This is a genomic window from Nonomuraea rhizosphaerae (assembly GCF_019396405.1).
Taxonomy (GTDB): Bacteria; Actinomycetota; Actinomycetes; order Streptosporangiales; family Streptosporangiaceae; genus Nonomuraea; species Nonomuraea rhizosphaerae.
This window is the reverse complement of sequence record NZ_JAHKRL010000410.1, coordinates 1-14,637: the sequence shown is the minus strand read 5'-3', so window position 1 is coordinate 14,637 and position 14,637 is coordinate 1. Positions and strand designations below refer to the sequence as shown.

Annotated in this window: 16 protein-coding genes; 5 read left to right on the top strand and 11 right to left on the bottom strand. The window is 71.8% G+C overall.

Translation table 11 applies throughout. The features are described 5' to 3' along the window. A partial coding sequence (locus KME77_RS21030) for a hypothetical protein (RefSeq protein ID WP_219470382.1) occupies positions 1–246 on the top strand: 246 nt, incomplete at its 5' end. On the opposite strand, the gene KME77_RS21025 is transcribed toward KME77_RS21030, so the two are convergent. Further along, on the bottom strand, positions 221–1,426 hold the full coding sequence (locus tag KME77_RS21025) for a riboflavin synthase (RefSeq protein ID WP_219470380.1): 1,206 nt from the start codon (positions 1,424–1,426) through the stop codon (positions 221–223). The two genes, KME77_RS21030 and KME77_RS21025, sit on opposite strands and share 26 nt — an antisense overlap. A 243-nt stretch (positions 1,427–1,669) precedes the next feature. On the opposite strand from KME77_RS21025, the gene KME77_RS21020 reads away from it, so the two are divergent. After that, positions 1,670–2,860, top strand: a complete 1,191-nt coding sequence (locus KME77_RS21020; RefSeq protein ID WP_219470378.1) for a low temperature requirement protein A — start codon at positions 1,670–1,672, stop codon at positions 2,858–2,860. Between the two features lie 18 nt (positions 2,861–2,878). On the opposite strand, the gene KME77_RS21015 is transcribed toward KME77_RS21020, so the two are convergent. Beyond that, positions 2,879–4,096 (bottom strand): MFS transporter, encoded by a 1,218-nt coding sequence (locus KME77_RS21015; protein WP_308250797.1) that lies wholly within the window; start codon positions 4,094–4,096, stop codon positions 2,879–2,881. 107 nt (positions 4,097–4,203) lie between these two features. Then, positions 4,204–4,839: a TetR/AcrR family transcriptional regulator gene (locus KME77_RS21010; RefSeq protein WP_246610367.1), complete on the bottom strand. Its 636-nt coding sequence runs from the start codon at positions 4,837–4,839 to the stop codon at positions 4,204–4,206. A 52-nt stretch (positions 4,840–4,891) separates the two neighbouring features. Here KME77_RS21010 and KME77_RS21005 point away from each other — a divergent pair, with 52 nt between their 5' ends. Both KME77_RS21005 and KME77_RS21000 read left to right on the top strand, forming a co-directional pair. Beyond that, positions 4,892–5,449: a peroxiredoxin-like family protein gene (locus KME77_RS21005; RefSeq protein WP_219470376.1), complete on the top strand. Its 558-nt coding sequence runs from the start codon at positions 4,892–4,894 to the stop codon at positions 5,447–5,449. 66 nt (positions 5,450–5,515) lie between these two features. Then, a complete protein-coding gene (locus KME77_RS21000) occupies positions 5,516–6,196 on the top strand; it encodes a DUF6000 family protein (RefSeq protein WP_219470374.1) in 681 nt (226 codons plus the stop codon). Here the strand turns inward: KME77_RS21000 and KME77_RS20995 are convergent. The 4 genes from KME77_RS20995 to KME77_RS20980 all read right to left on the bottom strand — a co-directional run bounded on the left by KME77_RS20995 (position 6,193) and on the right by KME77_RS20980 (position 9,922). Then, positions 6,193–6,999, bottom strand: a complete 807-nt coding sequence (locus KME77_RS20995; protein ID WP_219470373.1) for an NAD(P)H-binding protein — start codon at positions 6,997–6,999, stop codon at positions 6,193–6,195. The genes KME77_RS21000 and KME77_RS20995 overlap by 4 nt on opposite strands. A 159-nt stretch (positions 7,000–7,158) precedes the next feature. Continuing rightward, a complete protein-coding gene (locus KME77_RS20990) occupies positions 7,159–7,755 on the bottom strand; it encodes an O-methyltransferase (protein ID WP_219470371.1) in 597 nt (198 codons plus the stop codon). 31 nt (positions 7,756–7,786) lie between these two features. Further along, a complete protein-coding gene (locus tag KME77_RS20985) occupies positions 7,787–8,404 on the bottom strand; it encodes a hypothetical protein (protein WP_219470370.1) in 618 nt (205 codons plus the stop codon). A gap of 33 nt (positions 8,405–8,437) precedes the next feature. After that, positions 8,438–9,922 (bottom strand): hypothetical protein, encoded by a 1,485-nt coding sequence (locus tag KME77_RS20980; protein ID WP_219470368.1) that lies wholly within the window; start codon positions 9,920–9,922, stop codon positions 8,438–8,440. A gap of 66 nt (positions 9,923–9,988) precedes the next feature. Here KME77_RS20980 and KME77_RS20975 point away from each other — a divergent pair, with 66 nt between their 5' ends. Beyond that, positions 9,989–10,693 (top strand): TetR/AcrR family transcriptional regulator, encoded by a 705-nt coding sequence (locus KME77_RS20975; protein ID WP_219470366.1) that lies wholly within the window; start codon positions 9,989–9,991, stop codon positions 10,691–10,693. A gap of 6 nt (positions 10,694–10,699) precedes the next feature. On the opposite strand, the gene KME77_RS20970 is transcribed toward KME77_RS20975, so the two are convergent. The 4 genes from KME77_RS20970 to KME77_RS20955 all read right to left on the bottom strand — a co-directional run bounded on the left by KME77_RS20970 (position 10,700) and on the right by KME77_RS20955 (position 14,475). Then, entirely contained in the window at positions 10,700–11,098 is a 399-nt protein-coding gene (locus tag KME77_RS20970) for a hypothetical protein (protein WP_219470364.1), read from the bottom strand. 163 nt (positions 11,099–11,261) lie between these two features. After that, on the bottom strand, positions 11,262–12,038 hold the full coding sequence (locus KME77_RS20965) for a CAP domain-containing protein (protein ID WP_246610365.1): 777 nt from the start codon (positions 12,036–12,038) through the stop codon (positions 11,262–11,264). Between the two features lie 241 nt (positions 12,039–12,279). Continuing rightward, positions 12,280–13,824 carry a D-alanyl-D-alanine carboxypeptidase/D-alanyl-D-alanine endopeptidase gene (gene dacB / locus KME77_RS20960; RefSeq protein ID WP_219470362.1) on the bottom strand — a complete coding sequence of 515 codons (1,545 nt, stop codon included), beginning with the start codon at positions 13,822–13,824 and terminating at the stop codon, positions 12,280–12,282. 102 nt (positions 13,825–13,926) lie between these two features. Further along, positions 13,927–14,475, bottom strand: a complete 549-nt coding sequence (locus KME77_RS20955) for an FHA domain-containing protein (protein ID WP_219470360.1) — start codon at positions 14,473–14,475, stop codon at positions 13,927–13,929. Positions 14,476–14,637 lie beyond the last annotated feature (162 nt).

Here is a 14,637-nt window from a genome sequence, read left to right as displayed (position 1 = left end):
GTCAATTTCGCCGCCGGAGCCGTGGGCTCCGGACAGCCCGACGACGCCTTCCACCGCGACGGCCGCCTCCACGGCGGGCTCGCCTGCACCCCCGGCGAGCTGCGCTGGATCTTCTCCGACCTCACCGAGGTGGAGTCGCGTCCGATGCGGGAGCGGCGCCCCGAAGCACACACCTTCGGCGTTCCCTTCCTCCTGACCGCGCTCTTCCGCGGACCTCAGGTCACAGCCATGTCCGCAGGTCGCTGATGTCCAGCAGCGGCAGCCCCCAGCGCAGGGCCGCGATCTCCAGGTCGGCGGCCGTGGCCATGGTGCCGTCCGGGTTCATGATCTCGCAGCACACGCCGACCGGCGGCAGTCCCGCCGCCTCGCACATCGCGACGGTCGCCTCCGTGTGACCCTCGCGCTCCGCCAGGCGGCCGGGCCTGGCGGCGATCGGCACGACATGGCCGGGTTTGTTGAAGTCGGCCGGTCCGGCGCCGGGGTGGGCGAGGCGGCGCACGGTGGCGGCGCGTTCGGCCGCGCTCACGCCGGTGCCGGTGCCGGCGGCCAGGTCGACGGGGGTGTGGAACGCGGTGCCGTGGCGGTCGCCGTTCCCCTGCATGGGCTCGATCTCCAGGCGTTCCAGCACCTCCGGGGCGCAGGGCGTACAGGGGTAGCCGTACACCTGCGTCAGCAGGAAGACGAAGTCGTCGGGACGCAGGCGGGCGGCGGAGAGGATGACGTCGCCCTCGGCCTCCCGGTCGGGGTCCCAGATGAGCACGGCGCCGCCGGCGGCGATCTGCGAGACGACCTTCTGAACGCCCTGGGCGCCGCTGACGTGCCCGGCCCAGGGGAGCGCGGAGACCAGGTCCCGCACTCCGGCACCCGCCGGGGAACGCTTGGCGATGCGGACCAGCAGGTCGGACTCCAGGTTGACGCGGTCGCCGACGGACAGGGAGCCGAGGGTGGTGGCGTTCAGGGTGAGCGGGATCAGCGCCACGGAGAACCGGTCGCGCGCCACCTCGGCCACGGTCACGCTGACGCCGTCCACGGCGATCTGGCCCTTGGGCACCACCAGGTGGGCGTACCGGTCGGGGATCTTGATCCAGACGCGGCGGGCCGGGTGCTCGTCGTCGACGCGGACGACCTTGCCGACGGCGTCCACGTCGCCCTGGACCAGGTGGCCGGCGAGCGGGTCGCCGACCGTGAGCGGGGTCTCCACGTTGACGCGTTCGCCGGGGACGATCCGGTCGAACGTGGTGCGACGCCTCGTCTCCGGCGACAGGTCCGCCTCGACGAGGCCGGCCTCGTCGGCGGGGCGTACGGTCAGGGCGACGCCGTTGACGCAGAGCGCGGTGTGCCCTTCGGCCTTGGCGGCCCGGATGAGGACGCGCTCGGGTGCGGCGTGCTCGATGACGCCGATCTCGCCGATGTTCCCGGTGTACATGGTGTGCGGCCACCTCTCAGCTGCATGGCTGCCGATCAGGGGCCGGACGGCCCGAGAGGTGGCGGGGTGTCACCGCGTGGCTCCGGACTCGCACCGGATCGTCCCGCCTCGCACGGCGGGACCGGCGGGCTGTCACCGCCGCACCCTGGAATCGCACCAGAAGGTTATTCTAACAGGCCGGGCTCCCGTCACAAGCTGATCCCCCACTCGTGATGCTCGGCACGGGGCCAATAAAGTTGCCGCATGTCGCCCATCCGCATCCGTATGGCTGCCCGCGACCTGGCCGAACCCCACCGCGCCTCCAGCCCCCTGGAGCTGCTCTTCGACCTGACCTTCGTCGCCGCGGTCAACCAGGTCGTCAGCCAGCTCGCCCACGCCACCGAGGAGGGGCACGGCGCCGTGGCCGTCGTGCCGTTCCTCATGGTGTTCTTCGCCATCTGGTGGGCCTGGATGAACTTCACCTGGTTCGCCTCCGCGTACGACACCGACGACGTCCCGTACCGCGTCATGACCCTGCTGCAGATGGCGGGCGTGCTGGTGCTGGCCGCCGGGGTTCCCGCCGCCTTCGAGGGCGACTTCACGGCGGTGACGATCGGGTACCTCGTCATGCGCGTCGGCCTGGTGAGCCTGTGGCTGCGCGCCGCGCTGGCGCATCCGGACGGGCGGGCGACGGCGCTGCGGTACGCGATCGGCCTCACGATCACGCAGGTGCTGTGGGTGTCCAGGCTGGCGCTGCCCGACGGCGGGCCGATGTGGGTGTTCTTCGTGCTGGCCGCCCTGGATCTGGCGGTGCCGCCGATCGCGGAGCGCACCGGGTCGACGGCCTGGCACCCGCACCACATCGCCGAACGGTACGGCCTGTTCACCATCATCCTGCTCGGCGAGAGCGTGCTGGCCGCGACGATCGCCGTGCGGGACGCGGTGGCGCAGGGGGTGAGCCCCGGCCTGGTCGTGATCGCGTTCTCCGGGCTGGTCATCCTGTTCGCGCTGTGGTGGATCTACTTCACCGAGCCCGCGGGTGCCGGGCTGGAGGAGCGGCGGAACATGTCGTACTTCTGGGGATACGGGCATTACCTGATCTTCGCCGGGCTGGCCGCGGTGGGGGCGGGGCTGGAGGTCGCGGTGATGTCGGCGGGGTCGGCAGGGGGACACGCCGCAGGGGCGGGGGAGGCGCACATGGGCGCGGCGGTCGCGGTCGCCGCCGTCGGCATCCCCGTGGCCGTCGTGCTCGTCATGCTGTGGGTGCTGCACGCGCCCCTGACGAGCCGCACGGTCGTGCGGCCGGAGGCGATCGGCCTGGCCGCGGCGCTCGTGCTGGGCGCGGCGCTCGCGGCTCCGTCCATCGGGGTGGCCGGCGGGGTCACCGCCATCGCCGTGGTGCTGGTCCTGCTGGTGGTGACGACGCTGGTGCACGAGGTCCTGAGGGCGCGTTGAGTACGGGTACGTGAGGCCTCAAGGGCTCGCCGCGAGCCGGGAGCGGCGCCAGGGCAGCAGCGCGGTGGCCGCGATCGCCAGCACCCCCGCCGCCGCGATCGCCGTACGGACCCCGACGAACGCGGACAGCACCCCCCACAGCGCCGTCCCCGCCGCGATGGCCGTGCGTGTGGTGATGGTCCAGGTGGTGAGGACGCGGGCGAGCCTGTCGTCCGGGGTGTGTTCGAGCCGGTACGTGACCAGGATGGGGTTGAAGACCCCGATGCAGGTGATCATGGCCATCTCCACCGCCATCACCAGCACCAGCCCCGCCGTGCCGGAGCCGACGAAGGCCAGCCCCACCAGCCAGAACGCCCGTCCCGCCCCGAACCCGAGCAGCACCCTGCGCTGCCCGTACCGGCGCACGAGCGGTCTCGACAGCCGGGCGCCGGCGATCCCGCCCAGGCACGGCACGCCGAACGCCAGCCCGTACATGAGCGGCGTGAACCCCAGATCGTTCAGCATCAGGTACGTCAGCAGCGGAGCCGTCGCCATGATGAGCGCGTTGACCACCACGGTGTTGGCGAACAGCAGTCGCAGGTCCCGATCGGCCACGATCGTCCGCCAGCCCTCGCCGATTCCGGCGGGACCCGCCTTCGTGCGTACGGGAGGAGGCGGCTCGGGCGCGGAGATCGCGCGGACGCCCGCCGCGGACAGGGCGAAGCTGACCGCGTTCGCGACGACCGTCACGACCGGCCCCACCACGCCGATCAGCGCGCCGCCCGCCGGCGGGCCGATGGCCGTCGAGATCCAGCGGACGGTCTCGAAACTGCCGTTGGCCTCCAGGAGCCGCTCGCGCGGCACGAGCGCCTTGAGGTGCGCGCCGCTCGCCCCGACGAACACGATGTCGGCCAGGGCGACGATCATGGCGACGACGAGCAGGTGGAGGTAGGTCAGCGCGCCCGCGACGTACACGATCGGCACCGTCAGCAGCGCGGCGAACCGCACCAGATCCGCCCGGATCATCAACCGCCGCTTGGGCCGGAACTCGATCCACGGCCCCAGCGGGACGGCCAGCAGCGCGCCGACCGCCCCGCTCGCGGCGGCGATGATGGACACCTGTGCGGCGTTCACGTGCAGGACGTAGATGGCGATCAACGGGAAGGCGTCCAGGGCCAGCCAGGTGCCGAGCGCACTGATCGCGTACGCCGCCCAGAGCCGGTCGAAGTCCCTTCCCATCCTTGTGGGCAAGTTCACGAGGGCCGATCCAACACCCGCGCGCGACCGGAAGACAAACAACGGGAGGTGAGACCGGCACAACCATCGGTTGTCGTACGGGGTCAGCCCGCGCGCCCGGCGGGGGCCTACCGGCCGTTCGCCATGCCGCGCAGCAGCATGGCGAGCCCGCCGTCGAACTCCTCGCCCGGTCCGACGCCGCCCGCCTGCCGGGCCGTCTCGGACAGCTGCGGGAACTCGCCCCGGTCCGCGATGACCTGGGTGCCCGGCCCGGCCAGCGGGCCGAGGTGTTCGAGCTGGATCGCCCCCACCACGTACGCGAGCAGGCAGCGCAGCGCGACCACCCGGTCCCTGCCGTCCAGCCCGGCCTCGGCCAGGATCGCGACCACCGTCTCCGACCAGCGCAGCACGGCCACGGACTGGTGCCGGTGGGCGATGATCAGCGGGACGATCCACGGGTGCGCCCCGACGACCCCGCGCAGCCGGCCGACCATGACCTCGATCCGCTCGTACCAGGACGAGGCGGTCCCCGGTGGGCCGGTGTCGACAGTGCTCAGGACGAGCTCGATCACGAGCTGTTCGAGCTCACCGCGGTCGTCGACGTACCGGTAGAGGGCCATCGTGCTCATGCCGATCTCCTGCGCGACGGCGCGCATCGACAGCCCGGCGAGCCCGTCACGGTCGATGACGGCGAGGGCGGCGGCGGCCAGTTGGTCGGGGGTCAGTGAGCGTCGGCGTGGCATGGCGTTGACAGCGTACGGCATACGCTTATCATCGTAAGCGTATGCTGTACGCTTACGTCTGCTGGAGGTTCTGATGCGCACCGTCGATCCCAGGGAGCTGACCGCGGTGTCCGGCCGGCCGGTCGCCGTCCCCGACCCGCACCGCCTGGTGCACCTGCAGTTCCGGCGCTTCGCCGGCTGCCCGGTCTGCAACCTGCACCTGCGTTCCGTGGTGCGACGGCACGAGGAGATCGAGGCGGCGGGCGTGCGCGAGGTCGTGGTGTTCCACTCACCCGCGGCGGAGCTGGCCGAACACGTGTCCGACCTGCCGTTCGAGGTGATCGCCGACCCGGACAAGCGGCTGTACGCGGAGTTCGGCGTGGAATCGGCGGCCCGGTCGCTGGCCGACCCGCGCGTGTGGGGCACGATCGTCCGGGCGGTCGCCGTCAGCGCCTGGAGTCTCCTGCGCGGCCGCGGCCGAGGGCCGGCCCTCAAGCCGCACGGCGGACGCTTCGGGCTGCCCGGCGACTTCCTGATCGCGCCGGCCGGGCGGGTGGTCGCCGCCAAGTACGGGGAGCACGCCTACGACCAGTGGTCGGTGGACGAACTCCTCACACTGGCAGCCCGCGTCCCGAAGGCGGCGGACATGTGAAACGCTTCGGCGCCGACATTCCGTGCCGACATTCCACTGCTCCGGCCCGTCGGCCACAATGCGGCCATGACGGAGTATCTCGAAGGCATGCCGCTGAATTACCGGCTCATTCGCAGATACGTACGGCCGGGCAAACGGTATCTGATGCTCATGGGCATGGTGCTCATCCTTCCCCGATGGCGGCAGCGCTGGTTCCAATGGCGGCTGCGGCGGGCGGCGGCCCGCATCAGCCGCAGCGAGCTCGAGGACCTGCTCAGCGCCGGATGGCGGGAACGGTTCACCGCCGCCTGGCTGGCCGCCGTCGCCCGTCGCACCGAAATGCGCGAGCGAATCGGCGCTCTTCTCCTCGCCAGCGAGGTGGTTATCGCCGGAGAGGGGTACTGCTTCGCGCTGGCGCGTTTCGGCACCGCCGACGATGCCGAACTGCTGGTCACCTACTTACGGAAATGGCTGCCCCGCATCGAGTGCGACTACGACCAGGGGGAGGCCATGGCCGCACTGCTGTATCTGGACGCGAGGCTGGGAGCCGACAGAGCCCGGCAATTCCTCGGAACCGGCGGCCCGTGGGAACGGTGGGCCGACGGCAAGAATGCCGATCTGCGAGATTCGGCATGGCTCATCGAGCAGTACATGGCGCTGGCCGACGGACGCGTGCCACTCCGGCCGCCCCCCAGCCATCCGGCGCCAGGGGACGGCACCGAGCCGGCCCCGGCAGACGCACCGGGCCGGCCCCCTGAGGGTGGCTAGAGGGGCCAGGCGCCCTTGGTGGCGGCCTCGTCGGCGTAGGTCTCGAAGGGTTTCGGCGGGCGGCCGGTGACCTGCTGGACGGTGTCGTTGACCGGCTGGTCACCGAGGTCGCGCAGCGCGGCGAACGCCTTGACCGCGCCCGTCGCCTCCTCGGTGAAGCCCGTGGCGGCGAGGTAGGCCTCGTCGCTCCCTTGGTAGCGGATCTCGTGGCCGGACGCGCGGCCGACGATCTCCACGGCCTCGCCGAACGACAGCGAGCGCGGGCCGGTCAGCTCATAGGTCTGCCCTGCGTGGCCGTCCTCGGTGAGGGCGGCCACGGCGACGGCCGCGATGTCGTCGGCGTCCACGAACGCCTGCCGCACGTTCTCCAGCGGCATGACGACCTCGCCGGCCAGGACGGCGGGCCGCAGGAAGCCCTCGTCGAAGTTCTGCGCGAACCAGCTCGGGCGCAGGATCGTCCACTCCGCCCCTGAGCCGCGCACGGTCCGCTCGGCGGACATCAGGCGCTCGTCACCCATCGTCTCGATGCCGCCGCTGGACAGCAGGACGATACGCCGCACGCCGCGCTCGACCGCCAGCGACACGAACGCCGGGTCGACGGGCGTGCCGTCGGGGGCCATCAGGTAGAGGGCGCTCGCCCCCGTCACCGCGGGCTCCCAGGTCTCGGGCACGGACCAGTCGAACCTGGTCTCGCCGCTCCTGGACGCCGCCCGCACGGTGTGGCCGGAGGCTCGCAGCAGGTCGGTAACGCGACGGCCGGTGGAGCCGGTCGCGCCGAGAACGAGGATCACGTGCTGAGTCATACCCCCACCCAAGCAAAGCCCACCGACAGAACCGGCAAGGCTCAGGCCACCGAAGGGGCACGGCGGAAGCCGCGAGCGTCAGGCGGAGACCGTGAGGGTCAGGTGGAGGCCGCGAGGATCGGGAAGAGGCCGCAGGGGGCACGCGGAGGCCGCAGAGGGTCAGGTGCCGTGCCGAAGGTGGACCGCCGTCAGCACGCCGTCCCCCACCTCGTGCAGGTGCACGGCGAAGCCCCCGTCCGCCGTCACCGTCTCCCGGAACGCCGCCACCTGCTCCCCATGACTCACCGCGTTGTCCACCGCGATCACACCCCCGGGCGACAGCACCCGCCGCAGCCGCGGCCAGTAGTCCACGTACGCGGGCCGCTCGGCGTCCAGGACGACCAGGTCGACGGAGCCGTCCGCGGCGGCGGCCAGGACGGCGGCGCCGTCGCCCTCGGTCACGGTCACCTGGCCGGACACTCCGGCCGCCGCGATGTTGGCGCGGGCCTGGGTGGCGCGTTCGGGGTCGATCTCCACGGTCTCCAGGTGACCCCCGGTGTCCCGTACGGCGTCGCCGAACCAGATCGCCGAATAGCCGTTGGACGTGCCGATCTCCAGCACCCGCCGGCTGCCCTGGACCCGGATCAGGGTGGCGACGAGCCCGGCCGCGGCCGGGGTCATGTTGCGCAGGCGGAGGAGGCGGTCGGCGAGTGGCCCGTCGTGTTCGCGGCCCTGCCGGTAGAGGGTTTCGAGGTAGTCGGCCAGGGATTTGTTCATCTTCAGCCCTTTCGTACCGGTGGGCCAGGTCTCAGGCGAAGCGTTCGATGGTGACCGGGATCAGGCCTCGCTCGCGGATCGTCTGACGGTGGCCGTCGAGCAGGGACCCCACGGCGGAGAGCGGGCCCGCGCCCACCTGTACGGTCACGTCGAGGCACCAGGCGATCCCGGCCGCGACCTGCCGCAGCTCCCACGTGAGAACGTGCCCGTCGAGGGTCGCGCCGGCCTGCGGGCCGGGCTCCAGCCCCAGGGCGGCCCGTACGCCGGCCAGCTCCCGCTCGCCCAGCTCCCCGGCGAACAGCACGCGGTAACGGCGCGTCCCCTCCGGCAGGAGGCCCAGGTCGAGCGGCGTCGCGGCGGGCAGCGGCTGGTGATCCTGGAGGAGGGGGCGCAGCGCCTCCTCGGGCGCCAGCTCACCCCCGCCGAGCAGCGCGTACGTACGGGCCGCCGCCTCCCGCGACATGGGCGTGACCCGTGAGCGCAGGCCGGCGTCGGCCCGGATGCCGCGACTCGACGTCCCGGCGGACCGCCAACCGGTGGACGGCGCCCATTCGACGCTGTTGATGCCGGACGCCGTGAAGTCATCGCACAGCTGGAACTCCTCCACCAAAATCGTGGAATTTCCGGAGATCAGGTAGTAGTCCAGCACCCGTCACATGATCCAGACCCCCACCCGAAACGGTCAAGAGGCCGACAGGTACACCGGAGTCACCGACACCGTCACCCGCACCACCCCGTCCCGCACCACCCCGTCCCGCACCACCCCGTCCCGCACCACCCCGTCCCGCACTTCGGCCGCCACCGCCTCCCCGAACGCGTCCACCGCCGTGGCCGTCCCCGCGCCCCACGGCCACTCCACGGTGACGGGCGGCTCGTCCTCCCCGGAGAAGACGTCCCCCCGCTGCCACAGCACCACCAGCGGCCCCCGCCCCTCCCGCGTGACCTCGAACACCTCGACCACCTCGACCAGCGGATGCTCCGCCCGCCTGACCGCCACGACCCCGGCGAGCCGCTCCGTCAGCAGGTCGAAGGCGTCCGCGGCCGGGCGCCGCACGGACAGCCGGTCGCCTTCGTAGGCCAGCAGCGCGAGCTTGCCGAACATCAGGTGCATGACCTGCCGCGGATCCACCCTCTGCGGCACCTCGGGCGCCAGGTTCCAGTACACGGTCCGCCTGACGCCCTCGGCCAGGGCGAACAGGTTGCCCATGACGAGCTGACGCACGTTGATCCGGTGCCGCCTGGCCTCCAGCTCCTCCGGACACCCCTCCAGGAACATCTGCAGCTCCGGCGGCAGCGACGCCATCCGCTCGTACATGGCGGTCATGGCGCGCAGCTCGGGCGTGTCCTGGCCCTGCCGCCCGGCCAGCTCCGACGTGCTCTGCGCGGCCGGGGCCTCGGTGAACGCGCTCATCAGGATCTCCCGCATGGCCGCCCCCGCGTCGGGGAACTCGAACGGCACCGGCGCCGCGTACTCGCCGACCACGATCGGCCTGAGGCAGCCGTGCGCGAGCATCAGCCGCCGGACCCGCTCCAGCGAGGCGGGCACGGTGGCCGCGTCCCCGTACAGGTGCACGTCGAACAGGTCGAAGTGGTCGCGTCCCTCGGACACGAGGTGGTCGAAGAACAGGGCGGGCGGGTCGTCCGGCCCGGCACTGAGCACGTCGTAGCCGCACCCGCCGAGCACCACGGCGGCCGCCGGGTCGGCCTCCTTGACGGCCGTGTGCATGACCTTGAGCTGCGCGACGTACTCGGGCGCGGTCCCGGCCCACAGCAGGTCGGTGTTGCTGGGCTCGTTGTCGCACTGCCAGTAGGCCACCCTCCCGGCGCAGCGCCGCACCACGGCGCGGACGAACGAGCCGTACGCGGCCAGGTCGCGGGCCGGGGACGGCGGCAGGAAGTCGGTCGGCGTCCGGGTCGCCCACGGCGAGCTGGAGCACAGCGTGATCCAGACCTCCATGTCGTCGCCGAGCTGGTCCAGCAGCGCGTCGACCGTGTCCCAGGTGTAGTGGCCCGGTGCGGGCTCGACCTGGCTCCAGTACACGTACGCCCGTACGAGCCCGGCGCCCAGCTCGCGCGCCTCGGGCACGAACGAGTCGGGCTTGCCGAACAAGCCGTAGCTGATGCCGCGGACCACCCCAAGCCGGGTCCCGCGCAGGTCAACGGACATTCCAGAGCCTCCAAGCGGATGAAAGTTTACGTGATAAACGATGAGTTTAACTGATAAACTCAGCTCGTGCGAGAGCTCATCTGGAACCAGCCGCCGCCACCACCGCGACAGCGGGCGCTCGGGCGCGAGGAGATCGTGCGGGCCGCCATCGCCGTGGCCGACGAGGAGGGGCCGGCCGCGATGACGATGAAGGCCGTCGCCGCGCGGCTCGGGCCGTACTCGGCGATGGCCCTGTACCGGTACGTGCACAGCAAGGAGGGCCTGGTCGACCTCATGCTCGACGCGGCCGCCGCCGAGATCCCGCTCCCGGCCGGGCCCGGTGACGACTGGCGGGCCGACCTGCGCGGGCTGGCGCTGGAGTCACGGCGGATGACCGCCAGGCATCCCTGGTACGCGGTGCTGTTCCACACGCGACCGCCGGCCGGGCCGCACGGCATGCGCCGGCTGGAGTTCGTGCTCGCCGTGCTCGCCGGGCAGGGCGCGAGCGTGGCCGAGGCGATGACCTACGCGGCGCTGATCGACCGCCACATCCTGGGCAGCGCCCTCCAGGAGGCGGAGGAGGCCCGCTACGGCCAGGGTGAGGACCTGTACGCCGCCATCACGACCCTGCACGCCCTCGCCGTGGCCGACGGGCGGCTGCCGCACCTCACGGGCTGGCTGGCGCGCCCCGAGGGGCTCGCCCCCGACGAGCAGTTCGGCCTCGGGCTGGACTTCCTGCTGGACGGCATCGCCACGCACCTCAGGAGACCGCGGGACCGCCCCGGAAAGTGAGGACGATCAAGGACGGCGGATCGGGCAGGGGTGCGGGACGTGCCGGTTGGGGCAGCAGATCACGCTGATCGCGGCGAACCTGCCCCCGGTCAGCCACTCGCCCCACTGCACGTCCACCCCGCGCGGCAGCGCGTCGGCCGCGGCCTCCAGCCGGGCGCCCGGCCCGATCCGGTCCGGGTGCAGGAACGCGCCCCTGATCTGCCCGTACTGGGCCTCCAGCCACTCCACCGCCCGCGCCGGGTCCTCGAAGCTGGCCCGGATCCTGGCGGCGGGCCTGGCCAGCCAGTCGCCGGTGCGCATGGGCGGTACGTGCGAGCCGGCGAACTCGGCCGAGCCGGGACGCCGCTCGTCCTCCCTGCCGCGCTCGTCGTCGTTGCCCAGCCAGGTGTAGGCATGCCAGTGCATGTCTTACTGATTCCCCATAAAGGGGTGCGGGCCCGGTCGCGGTCCGCTGTGCGGGGGGAGGCGCGACCGGGCCCGCCGGATGGGAGCGCCGTGGCGTTGCGGTGGGAACCGGCGCGGTGGCGCGCTCGGTGGAGGCCAGGCGCTCCCTGGCTGGTGGGGTTCTCTAGTGGGCGGCGAAGTCCTGGGTCCAGTAGGGGCCCTTCGTGGACCGGCCGACTCCGATGTGGGTGAAGGAGCAGTTCAGGATGTTGGCGCGGTGGCCGGGACTGTTGAGCCAGGCCCGTACGACCGCGGCGGCGGACGGCTGCCCCATGGCGATGTTCTCGCCCCAGGTGCTGACCGGCGCGAAGCCGGCGGCCGAGATCCGGTCGCCCGGGGAGCGGCCGTCCTTGGAGGTGTGGCTGAAGTAGTCGCGCGCGGCCATGTCGGCGGAGTGCCGTTCGGCCGCGGCGTGCAGCTTGGGGTCGTGGGTGAGGGGGCGGCAGTCCTTGCTCGCCCTGGCCTTGTTGACGAGCGTGACGACCTGGTCCTCGCTCGTCGAGGCGGCGCCGGTCTTCGCGGGCGTCCGCGCCTTGCAGCGCAGGGCCGCCGGTCGCGACTGGACCGGCTCGCCCGTGTAGTCCAGCGCCAGGACGTAGTAGCGGCCGGGCGCGTCACACCGTACGCGGGTGGTGATGCGCCCGTTCGTGACGGTCCTGGAGCCGCTCCTGAGCGTACGGTCGGGCCCGGAAACGGCGCGGACGATCCGGATCCTGAGCGTGGCCTCGTCGTCACAGCCGATCCTGGCGGCCGAGCCGGTGACCATGCCCTTGGACAGGGACGGCTTCGCGGCCACGATCCGGCACGGGGCCTTGGCGGTGGCCGCCTCGGCCGTGATCGCGGGGAAGCTCGACGCCGCCAGACTCCCTAGGCAGATGAGTGCCTGGAGTTGCCCGCGCATCCTGTCCTCCGTGGTGCTGGTAACTGCTTCGATCCCGCATTCTGGTGGGCCCGCAACGGTTATGTCACGAAAAACACTGCTATACCTGGAGCCCCAAGTGACCCAATCGTAACTGTTGCCCCACCCACCTCGGTAAACCTTCCCCGTCACATGGGCGTCTGGTGCCGAAAAAATATGGCCGCACGCGGGTACGTGCGGCCATGAGGCGGATCAGCGGTGGGCGGGGGCGGACGTCAACAGGTCAGCACTCGGCGGGCTTGAGCCACGAGCATTCGAGGTCGCCGCCCGAGGTCTCACCCGTGGAGCGGAGCTGCGGCACCGCGTCCACCGCGGTGGCGCGCGAGAACTGGGCGAGCCGGATGGCGATCTTGTCCTCGATGTCCTTGGGCGAGCCCGACAGGTACTGGTTGAGCATGACGGAGAACACCAGCGGCTCACCCTCGGCGCTGTTGACGTACCCCGACAGCGAGGTCACGCCGGTCAGCGAACCGGTCTTGGCGTGCACGTTGTTCGCCGCCGCCGTGCCGCCCATCCGGCTGCGCAGCGTGCCGCCGACGAAGCGGTCGGAGTTGCCGGCGATGGGCAGCGCGTCGTACCAGGTCTTGAACCAGGGCTTGGCACGCACGGCGTTCAGGAGCTGGACGATCGAGCCCGGCGAGAAGCCGTCGCGGCGCGAGAGGCCGGAGCCGTCCCGCATGTTGATCACCTGGACGCCGTTCGCCTTGGCGAAGTCGGTGCTCACCTTGAGCCCGGCGGCCCAGGTGCCCTGGCCGGCGACCTTGCGGCCCATGGCCTTGGTCAGGATCTCGGCGTGGATGTTGTTGCTCAGCTTGAGGAAGGGCACCAGCAGCTCGCTCAGCGGCATCGACTGGTGCTCGGCCAGCTTCGCCGCGCCGGACGGGGCCGCGCCGGTGCCGGTCGGCCCGAGCACGCGCACGCCGTGCTTGGTCAGCGACTTGCGGAACAGCGAGGCCACGTAGCGGGTCGGGTCGTCCACGGCGACCCACTCCTGGTACGGGTCGGCGACGGTGCCAGTGATGAGCACGGTGTTCGTGCTGTGCTGGCGCTCGATGAGCACATCAGTGTCGGCGCCCACGGTCGCCTTGTTGACGATCTTGAGATAGTCGGTCTCGGGGGTGGTGGAGACCTTGACCTTGCCGCCGTCGGCCGCCACGGAGACGATCACCGATCCGGCGTCGTAGTCGCGGTCGGGGGAGGCGGTCAGCGCCGAGATCTGCGCCGCGTAGTACCAGGGCTCGTCGTCCCAGGTCCAGTCGTTGCCGAGCCGTACGGAGTCGAACCAGGTGTCGTCGGCGACCAGCTTGCCGGTGACCACCTTCACGCCCGCGGCGGCGACCTTGGCGGCCAGCGCGTCGTAGTCCGCGGCCAGCATCGTCGGGTCGCCGGTGCCGCGCAGGACCAGGTCGCCGGTCAGCACGGAGCCGACCTTGCGCCCCGAGGCCAGCACGGTCGTGGGGAAGCGGTAGTCGAGCCCGAGCGTCTCGACCGCGGCGGCGGAGGTGAACAGCTTGGTGTTGGACGCCGGGGTCAGCAGTTTGCCCGCGTCCGTGGCGTACAGCTCCTCGCCGTTGGCCGCGCTCCTCACGACCACGCCCGCGCGGGCGATCGTGAGCCGGGAGTCGGAGAGGATCTGGTTGATGTCCTGGGTGAGGTCCGCGACGCCCGCGGAGGGTTCGAGCGCCACGGCGGGCGAAGCAGGGCTGGACGCCCACGCGAGGGACGCGACGAGCGCGCCCGCGACGAGGGAGGCTGTGGTGCGCCGCATGGGGTCTCCAAAGGGACTGGGGGTCTCGCCTCGGATCATGGAGCAGCGCAGAACGGCATGTAATCCGCAAATATCCGTATTTTTAGGTGCGGCTTATGGGGGCTACGTAGGCAGGCCCGCGCTCACCATGAAACCGCAGTCGCCGAACGAGACCTCGTCGCCCGACTTGACCTTGGCCGGGCCGACCAGCCGCCAGCCGTTCAGCCGGGTGCCGTTGAGCGAGCCCAGGTCGACCAGCATCCAGCCGCCGTCGTCCTCGCGCCGCAGCTCGGCGTGCACCCGTGAGACCGTCAGGTCCGACAGCACCAGGTCGCAGGCCGACCCGCGGCCGACCACGTAACGCACGCGGTGGTCGTCGGGCAGCGCCAGCCGGGGCAGCCGCGGGCGGCGCCAGGCCGCCTGGAGGCGGGTGGTGAGGTCGGAGACGTTCGAGACCGCGTCGGTCAGCCGCTGCCGGAACGTGCGGCGTCGCGGCAGGTCGGCGACCAGCTCGTCGAGCTCGTGCTGGTTGCGCGCGCGCAGTGCCTGATCCACCCGGCCGACGAACGTGTCGTGCGAGATGCGTCCCTCGACGGCACGGTCGCGGAGCTCGTGAATCGCACGGTCGCGTTCCCCATCGGATGCGCGGAACGGAGGATGCGTCGAGCTCATGCCCCGAGTATCGGCCTGAACAGCGTTCCATGTCCAGAATACGGAAATCTATTGAAGTGACGGAGGCCACCTGATCTCCGGCCCCTGACCGGGTCCGCATCAAGCCCGCCATGGGCAGAGCATGCCGAACCGGCCGCCGGCCCGCGCGAAGCGGGCCGCGGC

What these genes read in the sequence shown, in the direction of transcription:
- KME77_RS21025 (WP_219470380.1), bottom strand. Translation starts at nt 1,426, where the DNA reads ATGTACACCGGGAACATCGGCGAGATCGGCGTCATCGAGCACGCCGCA.
- KME77_RS21020 (WP_219470378.1), top strand. Translation starts at nt 1,670, where the DNA reads ATGTCGCCCATCCGCATCCGTATGGCTGCCCGCGACCTGGCCGAACCC.
- KME77_RS21010 (WP_246610367.1), bottom strand. Translation starts at nt 4,839, where the DNA reads ATGCCGTACGCTGTCAACGCCATGCCACGCCGACGCTCACTGACCCCC.
- KME77_RS21005 (WP_219470376.1), top strand. Translation starts at nt 4,892, where the DNA reads ATGCGCACCGTCGATCCCAGGGAGCTGACCGCGGTGTCCGGCCGGCCG.
- KME77_RS21000 (WP_219470374.1), top strand. Translation starts at nt 5,516, where the DNA reads ATGACGGAGTATCTCGAAGGCATGCCGCTGAATTACCGGCTCATTCGC.
- KME77_RS20995 (WP_219470373.1), bottom strand. Translation starts at nt 6,999, where the DNA reads ATGACTCAGCACGTGATCCTCGTTCTCGGCGCGACCGGCTCCACCGGC.
- KME77_RS20990 (WP_219470371.1), bottom strand. Translation starts at nt 7,755, where the DNA reads ATGAACAAATCCCTGGCCGACTACCTCGAAACCCTCTACCGGCAGGGC.
- KME77_RS20980 (WP_219470368.1), bottom strand. Translation starts at nt 9,922, where the DNA reads ATGTCCGTTGACCTGCGCGGGACCCGGCTTGGGGTGGTCCGCGGCATC.
- KME77_RS20970 (WP_219470364.1), bottom strand. Translation starts at nt 11,098, where the DNA reads ATGCACTGGCATGCCTACACCTGGCTGGGCAACGACGACGAGCGCGGC.
- KME77_RS20965 (WP_246610365.1), bottom strand. Translation starts at nt 12,038, where the DNA reads ATGCGCGGGCAACTCCAGGCACTCATCTGCCTAGGGAGTCTGGCGGCG.
- dacB (WP_219470362.1), bottom strand. Translation starts at nt 13,824, where the DNA reads ATGCGGCGCACCACAGCCTCCCTCGTCGCGGGCGCGCTCGTCGCGTCC.
- KME77_RS20955 (WP_219470360.1), bottom strand. Translation starts at nt 14,475, where the DNA reads ATGAGCTCGACGCATCCTCCGTTCCGCGCATCCGATGGGGAACGCGAC.